The sequence below is a fragment of the Brevibacillus sp. 7WMA2 genome (assembly GCF_010748895.1).
GTDB lineage: Bacteria > Bacillota > Bacilli > Brevibacillales > Brevibacillaceae > Brevibacillus_B > Brevibacillus_B halotolerans.
The window spans coordinates 4,890,875-4,904,124 of the sequence record NZ_CP048799.1 but is presented as its reverse complement, the minus strand read 5'-3'; the positions used below and the strand labels follow the sequence as shown (position 1 = coordinate 4,904,124).

Here is a 13,250-nt window from a genome sequence, read left to right as displayed (position 1 = left end):
GCCTTTCTCATGGATTTCCTATCGATTACTTACTTAGATAGGTGGTTAACTCATCATATTTAGGACTGCTTAGGAAATTATCTACCGAGATATGATGCGCTTGGGGTACCGTTTGTTTAGCACGTTCGGTCAAAGATTTATGTGTAACAACAATGTCTACATTCTTTGGTAAATCATTTATTGCTTTATTTGTTACTTCTACATCAATGCCTGCCTTTTGGAACTTCTTGCGTAAAATAGAAGCACCCATAGCACTTGAACCCATTCCAGCATCACAAGCAAAAATTACTTTTTTCACCTGTTCCTTTGCAGGTAAAGCATTGCTAGTGGCAGCTTGGTCTGCCTGATTTTTTACGTCAGCGCTTACAACAGCGCTTTCTTCTTTGTTGTTTTTCATTGCTTTCATTTGTGCAGTTGCTTTGTCTAGTCCATCCTCTTCATCTGATGCAGCAGAAGCTTTTAAGAATACAGATGCAAGTAGGAAAGAAACGATCGTACTAATGACTACCCCGGCTAATACTGGGAATAATCCACCTTTCGGCGCCATAGCAGCTATCGCAAAGATACTACCCGGAGATGCAGTCGCTACTAAACCGGCACCTAGCAATTTGAAAACAAATACCCCACTGATGCCACCGCCAATTGCTGCTAGAATTAGCTTTGGCTTCATCAAAATATAAGGGAAATAAATTTCGTGAATCCCGCCTAGGAAGTGAATAATTGCTGCACCCGGAGCTGATTGCTTTGCTGCACCACGCCCTACCAGCCAATAAGCTAGCAGAATTCCAAATCCAGGACCTGGGTTTGCTTCAAGCAGGAAGAATATCGATTTACCGGTTTCTGCCGCTTCTTTTAATCCAATAGGGCCTAAGATTCCATGATTGATTGCATTATTTAAAAATAAAACCTTTGCCGGTTCAATGAAGATACTAACTAGCGGTAAAAGCCCCAGATCAACAATAGCTTGAACGCCTGCCGCTAAAGCATTTGTAAGAGCAGAAACAACAGGACCTACACCTGTGTAGGCAATAATGGCCAAAATCGCTCCAAGAATCCCCGCTGAGAAGTTGTTCACCAGCATCTCGAAACCTGCCCTGATCTTCCCTTCAAATAACCCGTCCACCTTTTTCATAGCGTATCCGCCAAGTGGACCCATGACCATCGCGCCAAGGAACATCGGAATTTCTGCACCAACGATAATGCCCATTGTAGCTATCGCACCGAGTACGCCACCGCGTACATCATAGATCATTTTACCGCCCGTGTAGCCAATCAGTAACGGCAGAAGATAAGTGATCATAGGGCCTACCATTTTACCCAATTCTTCATTAGGAATCCAGCCGGTCGGTATAAACAGAGCAGTGATCAGTCCCCAAGCAATGAAGGCACCGATATTTGGCATGACCATCCCACTTAGAAAACGTCCAAATTTTTGAACCTTTACTCGTAGACCTGTATCTTGAGACTGCTGCGCTGCTACAGATGTCTGATTCATAATCATACTCCTTTCAAACACAAGCTCCATATGAGTAACAATAATGTCTTGTTCATGACTTAATACTAGAATGGTCTCGTTTCTTATTCAACAAAATGAAAATCTAGTTTCGTCATGAAGAATGTTGACAAAAGTTAAATTAATAGCGGAAAAAGGCTTTGTTATAAGGCATTTCCAATCTCCTTATTTGGCACTTTATGTAGATAGGAAATCATGAATCTCTTTTTCGAATATGTGACTGAAGAGGATTAGGAGCAATGTAAGCAGCTACTCAAGTGATTTGGACTAATCAAGCAACAGTAAAAAAGCTTGACCATAAAAAAGGCCAAACCATTTCTTATCTATATCCAAATTCCATTCCTTTCTATCGTAAAAAGGAATGAGAAATAAAAAGATTGCACGCCGAATTATTTGTCACAATAAAATAGCCAAACCCTCCTGAATCCAAAGTGGAGAGTTTGGCTTTATCAACTATCTATTATTTAATGACTTGAAGCTGATTGGTTCTGCCTTTCTCAATTAATTCATAGGCACGTTTAACTTCTTCCTCTGAGGGAGAGCGCTGTCCTTTCAGTGGATACGCTTTGCCTAGCTCCTCCCATTTATATATACCCATTTCATGGTAAGGTAGAATTTCTACTTTTTCCACTCCTTGTAGGGAGCCGATAAATTCCCCCATTTCAAGCAAATGACTAGCCGAATCCGTAATACCTGGGATTAACACGTGACGAATCCACATTTTTTTGCCGCGATCAGATAAAAACTTGGCAAATGCTAATGTCCGATCATTTGGTTGGCTGGTAAGCCAGATATGCTTTTCACGATTCATCTGTTTTAGATCAAGAAGGACCAAATCGGTCACTTCCAGTAATTTATCCGCCTTAGCTGTGTCACAGAAGCCTGAAGAATCTAGCGTAGTGTGAAGACCCCATTTTTCCTTAACAGCAGTAAATACTTCCGTTACAAAAGGAGCTTGTAAGGTCGGCTCGCCACCTGTGACTGTCAGACCTCCACCAGAGTTACGATAGTAATTCAGGTAGGGCTCAATTTCAGCCAAGACCTCGTCTACCGTCATCTCTGTTCCACCGCTTGTATCCCATGTATCTGCATTATGGCAAAATTTGCATTTTAAAGCACAACCTTGTAAAAATAAGACAAATCGAATACCTGGACCGTCTACAGTACCAAATGTTTCAAGGGAGTGAATTCGACCTTTCATGTTGATCAATCCTTTCTACACAACAGCAAGAGAAGGAAAGCTGTTCTAAGTTAGTGTGTTATGCTCCGTCACTTTCCTTCCCTTGCTGTTGTCCGAAGCAGCCAGCTAGCTGCCTCGGAAACAGTCGGGATACATGTAAACCTAGATTTTGCCATGGAAAGTACGGTTGATAACATCTAATTGCTGTTCACGAGTCAATTTGATGAAGTTAACCGCATAACCGGATACGCGAATTGTTAATTGTGGATATTCTTCTGGGCGTTCCATCGCATCCAGCAATTGTTCACGGTCAAATACGTTTACATTTAGGTGATGTCCGCCATCTGGTGTCATGTAACCGTCCATCATCGCAACCATATTAGTAACGCGAGATTCTAGGTCTTTACCCAACGCTTTTGGCACGATTGAGAATGTATTAGAAATACCATCCAAGCTATGCTCATAAGGAAGTTTAGCTACGGAAGACAAGGATGCTAAAGCACCTTTTTTATCGCGTCCATGCATTGGGTTCGCACCCGGTGCAAATGGTTCGCCAGCTTGACGTCCATCTGGAGTCGTACCTGTCTTTTTACCATAAACTACGTTGGAGGTGATTGTGAGTACTGACATTGTTGGCAACGCATTACGGTAGGCTTTATGCTTACGAATTTTGTTCATGAAGCGCTCCATGATATCAATTGCGATGGAGTCAACACGATCATCGTTATTACCATATTGAGGATATTCGCCTTCTGTTTCGAAATCGACCGCAATACCTTGTTCATTACGAATCGGTTTTACTTTCGCATACTTGATAGCAGATAAGGAGTCTGCTACTACGGATAAACCAGCGATACCGCAAGCCATCGTACGAAGGATTTCACGATCGTGCAATGCCATTTCAATACGCTCATAAGAGTATTTATCATGCATATAATGAATTACGTTTAATGTATTCATGTATAGCTTAGCGAGCCATTCCATAACATTGTCAAACTTCGCCATGACTTCATCAAAGTCAAGCACTTCGGAAGTAATAGGAGCGAATTGAGGTCCTACCTGTGTGCCTGATTTCTCATCCACACCACCATTAATTGTATAAAGCAGTGCTTTTGCAAGGTTAGCACGTGCGCCAAAGAATTGCATTTGCTTACCAATTCTCATAGCGGATACGCAGCAGGCGATACCATAATCGTCACCAAAGTATGGACGCATCAAATCGTCGTTTTCATATTGGATAGAGCTTGTTTCAATGGATACTTTTGAGCAGAACTTTTTGAAGTTCTCAGGAAGATCTTTAGACCAAAGAACAGTCAAGTTTGGCTCTGGAGCCGGACCAAGATTATAGAGTGTATGCAAGAAACGGAAAGAGTTTTTCGTTGTACGAGTTTTACCACTTAACGACATCCCAGCGATGGATTCGGTTACCCAAGTTGGGTCGCCGGAGAATAACTCATTGTAATCAGGAGTACGCAAGAATTTAACAATGCGCAACTTCATGACGAAATGATCAACTAATTCCTGTGCCGCTTCTTCTGTCAATGTACCCTCAGCAAGATCACGCTCAATGTAAGCATCTAAGAATGAGGAAACACGTCCTAAGCTCATTGCGGCTCCATTTTGTTCTTTAATTGCAGCTAGGTAGGAAAAGTATAGCCATTGGAATGCTTCATGTGCGTTCTTAGCCGGCACAGAGATATCAAATCCATGTTCTTTTGCCATCAATTTTAGTTCTTGAAGGGAGCGAATTTGTTCGGCGATTTCTTCCCGTAAACGAATAACATCTTCTGTTAAAGCATCCACTTCTAATTGTTGGAGGTCGCCTTTTTTCTCAGCGATTAGGCGATCAACACCATATAAAGCTACGCGACGGTAGTCACCAATGATGCGGCCGCGACCGTAAGCATCTGGAAGACCTGTGATAATACCTGCACGACGAGCCTTTTTCATTTCTTCTGTATAGGCATCGAATACACCTTGGTTATGGGTTTTGCGAATATCGGTAAACAACTTAATGATTGATTCTGGCACTTCAAAGCCGTACGCTTTGCAAGCATCAATCATCATGCGGATTCCACCGAAAGGCTGAAGAGAGCGCTTGAATGGTTCGTCTGTTTGTAAGCCTACAACCTTTTCTTTATCCTTATCCAAATAACCTGGTTTATGGGATGTAATAGTAGAAGGAGTGTTAACATCTACGTCAAGAACCCCACCATTTTCACGTTCTTTTTTTGTTAAGTCAGAGATGATGTCCCATAGTGCTTTTGTATTAGCGGTAGCACCAGCCAAAAATTTATCATCGCCATGGTAAGGAGTGATGTTTTCTTCAATGAAGTCACGAGTATCAATCGTTTTCATCCATTTCCCTGGCTTAAAGCCTCTCCATGCGTGTTCAAATGTTTGCAGGTCTTTCTCTTGAATCGCCATCTTACATACCTCCTCAAGTATTGGCTCGTTGTTCTGTACTCGGCAGCACAACTCTTTACATGAGGTGTCTCTGCCTGTAACGAAGGCCATCTATATGATTAAAAAAGCTATTGAAGGATTTAATACGTAAAAGAGCTTGTTTCGATTCTGAACAACTGCTCTTTACAGTTTCATCATACAAGAGAGATTGCGGCTCGGTGTGTGAAAAAGATCACATATGCACCTATTTTGTGATATGGTTCACAAATTTGTTTCATTTCATTCATAAAACTGTTTTAAAACCAAAAACCGTTGATATATAACACATTTCGGATTATAAAAAAAGAAAAATGATACAGGTTATATACCTGTATCATTCATTTTCACCTGCACTCCATATTAATCGAAACAATATTATCTATCACCTGTAATGGATAGGTTTTGACCTGGCCTGTGTCAGGCGCTTGAACCTGACCGCTTTCTAAGCAAATCTTCCAATCATAGAGAGGATCGTAGACATATTTGCCAGAAACGATCCCTTCTGATAAAGGTCCTCCTCGATACGGACTTTTATCTTCAAGCGCATACATACTCCCCTCCGATAATCGAAAGACGCAGACTTGCTCCTCTCCGATCTGTACCACTCTCCCCAGTTGAACAGGGAACTCTTCCACTCGTCCAATCGTTATTGTTTTAGTGAAATCTCCCATGCTGTTTTCCCCCTTTTTTCATGACATTGGTCCATTATCATTTCTGTACTATGACAGGCTTTCCACCTTAATTGGTTCAAACAACTTTGTTCTGGTTTCTTGATCCTGTAATACTTTTTGCCACGGGTCTTGGACTTGGGCAAGAGCTAATTCGATACGAGCAAATAGCTGCTGACGGTTCTCTACATCCTCGACCACATTTTGATGGATCATTTCTAATCCCATTCGCTCGACCCATTCAGAAGTACGTTCTAAATACTTGCCTGTTTCACGATAGTATTGGATGACTGCTCCGCAAATCTCAATTAATTCTTCATCGTTTTTTACTTTGCACAATAAATCAGCGACACGTGCTTTAATACCGCCATTACCGCCAACATAGATTTCCCATCCGCCATCGTTACCGACAATCCCGATATCCTTTGTGCAGGACTCGGCACAGTTACGCGGACAACCGTTTACCGCCATTTTAAATTTAGCTGGCATATCGAGACGCTCGAATTTTTTCTCCAACGCAATACCCATCCCAATCGAATCAACAGTCCCAAATCGACAGAAACGAGAACCAACGCAGGTTTTCACTGTGCGCAAGGCTTTGGCATAGGCATAACCAGACGGCATATCAAGCTCTGCCCAGACTTTTGGTAGGTCCTCCTTCTGTACACCCACTAGGTCGATTCGCTGTCCACCTGTCATTTTGACCATTTTCACATCATATTTCACAGCAACATCAGCAATCTTTTTCAAATCCTCCGCTGTCGTTACTCCGCCGTACATACGTGGTACTACCGTATAGGTACCGTCTTTATTAATGTTAGCGTTCAAACGTTCATTTACAAAGCGAGAAGCTTTTTCGTCCTGATACCTTGTCGGATGAATCATCCCTAAGTAATAGTTCAATGCAGGACGGCATTTGGAGCAGCCTTCTGGGTTTTTCCATGCTAATACATACATTACTTCTTTAATCGTAGTAAGACCCATCTCTTGTATCTGAGCTACGATTTCATCACGGCTTAACGTAGTACATCCACAAATCCCCTGTTTATTCGCATTGATATCAAAATGATCTCCTAGCACATACTGCAACACTTGTTCCACCATTGGCTTACATCCCCCGCAGGACCGTGCTGCACCTGTGCAGGCTTTTATTTCATCTACCGTTGAGCAGCCTTGTTCCTTTATCGCTGTCACAATACTGCCTTTTGTGACACCGTTACAGCCGCAGATGATCTCTTCATCAGACATCTCAGCTACTAAAGCTGCTTGATTTCCTCCACCACAACAAGCTCCTCCGCCCATTATGGAAGCGTACACCTCGTCCGTCATTTCTGTCTGGGTGTTGACCAGCTTTTGTAAGCGAGCAGACTCACTAACATCGCCGAATAGGATTCCTCCGACAATTTTGTTGTCTCGAATCAGAATCTTCTTATAGATTTTCTTCCAATCATCCTGCATACGTACGATGGTCATATCCGCTTGATCCTGAAATTCGCCTGCTGAAAATACGTCAACTCCAGAAATTTTTAATTTAGTAGATACAACAGAGCCTTCATAGCCCTTCGTCTCTATATCACATAAATGCTTGGCTAATATAGCACCCTGTTCAAATAAAGGAGCTACCAAACCGTAGCAAAGTCCGCGATGCTGGGTACATTCCCCAACCGCATACACATCTGGTGCAGATGTTTGTAGCAGGTCATTTACAACAATCCCTCGTGCTGCCTCCATATTACTTGCTTTGGCCACGCTGGTATTCGGTACGATTCCCACTGCCATTACAACAAAATCGACCTCCAATACGCTTCCATCTGCAAAACGCAGTCCCGTGACACGCTCATCCCCAAGTAGCTCTACCGTTTGTTTTTCCATTGCAAATCGGATTCCCTGACGCTCTAGTTCTTCTTTGAGCATGTTTGCTGCTATGTCATCCAGTTGCCGTTCCATCAAAACATTGCCTAAATGCACGACCGTTGCTTCCATCCCCAAATGAACCAAGCCCTTAGCTGCTTCCAAGCCCAACAGACCGCCACCAATCACGGCAGCTTTTTTACAGGTCTTAGCAGCTTCCATCATCTGATTGCAATCCTGAATGTCTCTAAAGCCAATTACTCCTTGTTTGTCCGCACCAGGTATAGGTAAAACAAATGGTTGAGAGCCAGTAGCGATAATAGCTTTATCGTAAGAAAATACCGATCCATTATCCGTGTACACTTTTTTCGCTTCGATATCAATATGAGTCACTGCTGTACCTGTTTGTAGATCAATCTGATTATCTTTATACCAGCTATGGTCATTTAACACGATGTCATCAATCGTTTTACTGCCTTCCAGCACATACGAAAGCATAATGCGATTGTAGTTGGGATGCGGTTCGTTTCCTATGATTGTGATATGATACATCTCTTTGTTGTGCTTTAAGATTTGTTCAATAACATTGACGCCAGCCATACCATTTCCAATTAATACGAGACGTTGCTGCTTCATAGACAATCCTCCCAAAATCTTCTATAATTGTTTGTGAAATAATGCACAAAAGGAACTCTACGTGATTCTACATTCGTTGCATAATCTATTTTTACTTCATGTAAAGCACTGATATACCAAGGATTTTACTGCTTCTTTTATCTGTGTACAGACCGAGTATAGTATAGAAAAAGACCAGCAGATGTGTGGAAAATCACAGGTAAAATGACAATTTGTCTAGCGAATTATATAAAGCCGATCGTCCCAGATAAAGACGGTCGGCTTTCCTCTATAACAAGATGTTCAATTCCTTTAAAGCATGGCTAATACCGCCCTCATCTACGTGCTTCGTCACGTAGTTTGCGTGTGGAAATACGTCAGGATGCGCATTCCCCATCGCTACTCCCATTCCTACAAATTGAATCATCTCTATGTCATTCTTGCCATCACCAAAGGCTATCGCTTCTGATCGATCTACTGTAAGGTGCTGTAGCAAAGCTTCAATGCCTTTTGCCTTAGAGCCATCCTTTGGCATCACATCCAAGGACACATCATGCCAACGGAAAAAGCGCACGTTTTGAAGCGTATCGTCTTGCTCGTAGACCCCTTCTTCCCCTTCAGCACAATGAAGCCAGCATTGGTAAATCGGCTTGTTGCGGAATACCTCTGCATCCATGCCGGGTGGGTCAAATAGAATAGAAGAAACAGCACGATTCACCATCTCATTTCCCTCATGTGTCGCATAAAAGGAGTCGTCACTCAAGTACACAAGTGCATGATTACGTGCCATCACAAGCTGGTACAGTTTCTCAATACTATGAACATCAATAGGAGTAGAATAGACCACTTCCCCTTTGTGCTCTACATAAGCGCCATTAAAGCACACCAGTGTCTCAATTCCTAAATCCTCTGCGAGCTTTCGAACATGAAACGGTGAACGCCCCGTAGCAATAACCGTATGAATCCCGCTATCCCGAAGCTGACGGAGTGCTTTTCGAGTATCCTCTGGAATCTGCTTCTGCTCATTTAACAACGTGCCATCCATATCAAAAAAGATAACCTTATAGGGCATGCGCTTCTCTCCTTTTTTCTGACTTATTGTTCATTATAAACGAAATATTCCTACTACATAAGTGAGGTTCTTTGCATGAACCCTTGGCAAGCTGTCATGTTTCTCCCTATTTGTAACATATAGTCTACAGATGGGGTGATCTAGATGGCTATTCGCATGAGACGCCGGCGCATTCGGACGTCAAAAAAGAAAATTTTTTTTATTGCCTTCATTGTCTTTCTTGCAATCATCATCCAGAGTATCGTCTTTCTAGAGCAAAAAATTAAACCTACTTTATTAGTGATCGCCAAGCAGAAATCTGAACAAATTGCCAAAGAGGCCATCGCAGACGCGGTGACCAAAAAGATCGCTCAAATTGATATGAATACAGCCGAAGTTCTAGACATTGAGAAGGATAGCGATAATAAAATACGCGCTATTAATTTTAATTTTCAAGGATATTCAAAAATCATGGGGGAAGCCAATCAACGCATTAAAAACAGATTAAAAGAGTTTGAAAGTGAAAAAATTGAAGCTCGCGTACCTCTTGGATTAGCCTCAGGAAGCTCCTTCTTGTCCGATACGGGGCCTAAATTACCGATCACCTTCAGCCCTGTTGGTTCTGCAAAAACATGGCTTGACCCTAAGCTATCCGAAGCTGGGATTAACATGGTTATGGTAACGATCTATCTGCAAGTAGAAGTTCGCTTACAAGTGATCATACCTTTTGCAACTGATCAAACCATTGTCACAACCTCCATTCCCATTACCAACTCTCTTGTCGTGGGAGAAGTGCCAGACTATCTGTACAACAATCCGCTAGGCAAGCCAGAGGTTCCTAGAATGCAGGTCGAGCCACCAGCTAAATAATACAGAAGGAATCCTCCTTTATTGGGAGGATTCTTTTACTTGCAGGACGATATCTCGCCATTTTGTAGCATGCGTTAGCACCAGCTTTGGTAAGATACATGTATCATTTGCTACCTCTGTGACCAGCCGTTCCATTTCCACTACGGCCAAATCGCGCTCCCACTCACTAATCGTGTTGTTTTGGAACGCTTCCTCCAGTTCATCCTCATCCAAAACTTCAGTACTCCCAGAAGGCATCATCGCTAAATCTAGATACAGATCATCATACCAAGGAACAGCATTTTCCCCTATAGCATGCCTAAGAACAATATCAAAATAGAAGTAGACTACCTTACCAGTCTGATCTATCATCGCAGTCATAACATAATGCCGCCCCGCAGGAAAGCATTGTATCCAAACGTATCCATCATCCGCGATACAAATGTCTTGTCCGTTACACGTTACCCAGTATGGTTCCTCCATTTTTGTGAGGACGAGACCAGTAATGCTGCCGTCAAAGTACTCTCCACGTTGGGCCAATGGTATAAAGTGCTTGTCTATCACTGTTGTCCACCCTGTCACATCTGCATATTTCCGTTTCATGAATACGTCTCCTTTATCATCTGTAGCATCATCGTCTCTTCTCATTGTAACAGATGGAAGTTTAGTTGGAATTTTAAGACTTATGGTACAATTATTCATCGTAAAATTTCGTCAACATAACTTCACAGATTAAACACAATGCTTAAAACACTTGGTATGAAAGCGCTTTAGAAGTACATCGTACATGTACGGGATGGCACTATACGTAATTTGTGATTTTTTTCACTTAAGCTTTTATGAATGGTTATTACAATCATGGTGAACGACCACGAGTATGCTTGCAATCATGCATTTCTGCTTTAGATTTTTTCCTACTCTCCCTTCTCATTACTATACATATATCCAAGGAGGTTTTCGTCTTGAAGGGTTTATCAAGGATTTTTCTGCTTTTCTTAAGTATGGCAATCATAGTAGCTATGGCTGGATGTAGCGGTCAAGGCACCACCCCTGCAAAAGGTGATTCTGTGAAAGCTACCGGTCAAGCTGATGGTAAACATGGCCCAATCAAGGTTGAGGTAACAGTAACAAACAACGAGCTTTCAGACATTAAAATCCTCGAACAAAAAGAAAATGAAGTATTATCCGAGCCCGTATACAAGAAATTGCGAGACCAAATCATTGCAAAAAATAGCACAGAGGTAGATGCAATAAGTGGTTCTACTCTTACAAGTCAAGGCTATATCAATGCTGTAAAGGACGCCGTGGGTAAAGCTGGACTAACCTTAACTGCTAAAGGTTCAGATACATTGGCAACAGTCAAAGAGGAGGCTGTTCAAAATTACGATGTAGTCGTCATTGGCGCAGGTGGTGCAGGCTTCGCGGCTGCTATGGAGGCGAAAAAAGCAGGGGCCTCTGTAGTCCTGCTGGAAAAAATGCCATCCATCGGTGGTAACACATTGATTTCCGGCGCAGAAATGAATGCTGCTAACAACTGGGTACAAGCAAAAAAAGGCATAAAAGATAGCAAGGAATCCCACTACCAAGACACCTTAAAAGGCGGAGATAACGTGGGGGATCCTGCTATGGTGCGTGTGTTGACAGATAATGCAACAAGCGCAGCAGAATGGCTGAGAGATGAAATAAAGGTGGAGTTTTTACCAGATCACCTATTCCAATTCGGCGGTCACTCTGTGCCTCGTGCCCTCATCCCTAAAGGTCACACTGGTGCAGAAGTAGTCACAAAACTAAAAGCAAAAGCGGATCAGCTGCAAATTCCTGTAAAAACGGAAACAAAAGCGGAAGAGTTATTGACAAATAGCGAAGGCCGTGTCGTTGGCGTTAAAGCAAAAACGGCTGCTGGTCAAGAAATTACCTTTAACGCAAATAAGGGTGTTATTGTTGCAACTGGTGGATTCGGTTCCAACGTAGAAATGCGTAAGAAATACAACCCAGTTTTAGATGAAAGCTACATGTCTACCGATACTCCTGGTACAACTGGTGACGGTATCGTGATGAGCGAAAAAATCGGGGCAGCTATCACAAATATGGAGAGTATTCAAACATACCCAATCTGTAATCCTAAGACCGGTGTTATTTCTCTGGTAGCGGATACGCGTTTTGATGGAGCTCTTTTAGTGAACCAAAGTGGTAAACGCTTTGTAGAGGAATTAGAGCGCCGCGATGTGATTTCGAAAGCGATTCTTGCTCAGGAGGGTAAATATGCCTATCAGGTCTGGAATCAAGCTGTAGGTGATATTGGTAAAACAATAGACGTGCATAAAGATGAATATGACATGCTTGTAAAAGAAGGCTTATTAGTGAAAGCTGATACGTTGGAAGAGGCAGCAAAGCATTTTAACATCCCAATAACAGAGCTTCAAAAAACAATTGACCGTGTCAATGGATTTGCTAAGAATGGTAAAGACCTAGATTTTCATCATCGTGGAAAATTAATCGAAATGACACAAGGCCCTTGGTATATTGAAAAAGCGGTTCCTTCCGTGCATCATACCATGGGGGGATTAGTCATTGACCCTGAGACTCACGTACTGGATACCAACGGAAAAGCAATTGCTGGTCTTTACGCAGCAGGAGAAGTAACCGGCGTGATTCACGGGAAAAATCGTCTAGGTGGTAACGCAATCGCAGACATTTTCGTGTTTGGCCGCATTGCCGGACAGAACGCGGCTGCACAAAAATAATGCAGATTGATTCGCGAATAACATGAGAAACTACGAGCTACCGGAGAATTTTCGGTAGCTTTTTTATACCTTATGAGCCTCTAGGAGAACCCTTTCTACAGGATTAGCTTTTTGCTTGTATGCTTGATTTCTGTGAGGTTTTCCATTCCATGTGTGGATAATTACTTTCATAAGACCGCTTTTGACAGGAGTATTGCATCTGTAAAAACTCTTCCTGCTGTTGCTTTGTCCAGCCCCATTCAGCTATCTCTTGCTCACGTGTACTAGCATATATCTGAAATAAAAATCCATCATCTGCCTCACTTGCTACCTTGCGAGTAAAAATCATGGCACT

Annotated in this window: 10 protein-coding genes; 2 read left to right on the top strand and 8 right to left on the bottom strand. The window is 42.3% G+C overall.

Annotation, left to right across the window (positions count from 1 at the left end):
- Positions 1-25: 25 nt before the first annotated feature.
- The 6 genes from GOP56_RS21145 to GOP56_RS21120 form a co-directional block, all read right to left on the bottom strand.
- Complete coding sequence (locus GOP56_RS21145; RefSeq protein WP_163246557.1) at positions 26-1,495, bottom strand: PTS mannitol transporter subunit IIBC; 1,470 nt, start codon at positions 1,493-1,495, stop codon at positions 26-28.
- Between the two features lie 478 nt (positions 1,496-1,973).
- A complete protein-coding gene (gene pflA, locus GOP56_RS21140) occupies positions 1,974-2,714 on the bottom strand; it encodes a pyruvate formate-lyase-activating protein (RefSeq protein WP_003335101.1) in 741 nt (246 codons plus the stop codon).
- A 141-nt stretch (positions 2,715-2,855) separates the two neighbouring features.
- The gene (gene pflB / locus GOP56_RS21135) at positions 2,856-5,120 is read right to left on the bottom strand and encodes a formate C-acetyltransferase (protein ID WP_003339000.1); all 2,265 of its coding nucleotides are present in this window, start codon (positions 5,118-5,120) and stop codon (positions 2,856-2,858) included.
- Between the two features lie 362 nt (positions 5,121-5,482).
- Positions 5,483-5,809 carry a nitrite reductase small subunit NirD gene (nirD, locus tag GOP56_RS21130; protein WP_163246556.1) on the bottom strand — a complete coding sequence of 109 codons (327 nt, stop codon included), beginning with the start codon at positions 5,807-5,809 and terminating at the stop codon, positions 5,483-5,485.
- 48 nt (positions 5,810-5,857) lie between these two features.
- The gene (nirB, locus tag GOP56_RS21125; RefSeq protein ID WP_163246555.1) at positions 5,858-8,293 is read right to left on the bottom strand and encodes a nitrite reductase large subunit NirB; all 2,436 of its coding nucleotides are present in this window, start codon (positions 8,291-8,293) and stop codon (positions 5,858-5,860) included.
- Positions 8,294-8,561: 268 nt separating this feature from the next.
- The gene (locus GOP56_RS21120; protein WP_163246554.1) at positions 8,562-9,344 is read right to left on the bottom strand and encodes a Cof-type HAD-IIB family hydrolase; all 783 of its coding nucleotides are present in this window, start codon (positions 9,342-9,344) and stop codon (positions 8,562-8,564) included.
- A gap of 144 nt (positions 9,345-9,488) precedes the next feature.
- Here GOP56_RS21120 and yunB point away from each other — a divergent pair, with 144 nt between their 5' ends.
- A complete protein-coding gene (gene yunB / locus GOP56_RS21115; RefSeq protein WP_003335106.1) occupies positions 9,489-10,193 on the top strand; it encodes a sporulation protein YunB in 705 nt (234 codons plus the stop codon).
- Positions 10,194-10,211: 18 nt separating this feature from the next.
- On the opposite strand, the gene GOP56_RS21110 is transcribed toward yunB, so the two are convergent.
- On the bottom strand, positions 10,212-10,775 hold the full coding sequence (locus GOP56_RS21110; RefSeq protein ID WP_163246553.1) for a DUF402 domain-containing protein: 564 nt from the start codon (positions 10,773-10,775) through the stop codon (positions 10,212-10,214).
- A 359-nt stretch (positions 10,776-11,134) separates the two neighbouring features.
- Between GOP56_RS21110 and GOP56_RS21105 the strand changes: the two genes are divergently transcribed.
- Complete coding sequence (locus tag GOP56_RS21105) at positions 11,135-12,916, top strand: flavocytochrome c (RefSeq protein WP_163246552.1); 1,782 nt, start codon at positions 11,135-11,137, stop codon at positions 12,914-12,916.
- A gap of 103 nt (positions 12,917-13,019) precedes the next feature.
- On the opposite strand, the gene GOP56_RS21100 is transcribed toward GOP56_RS21105, so the two are convergent.
- Complete coding sequence (locus tag GOP56_RS21100; protein WP_163246551.1) at positions 13,020-13,244, bottom strand: hypothetical protein; 225 nt, start codon at positions 13,242-13,244, stop codon at positions 13,020-13,022.
- Positions 13,245-13,250 lie beyond the last annotated feature (6 nt).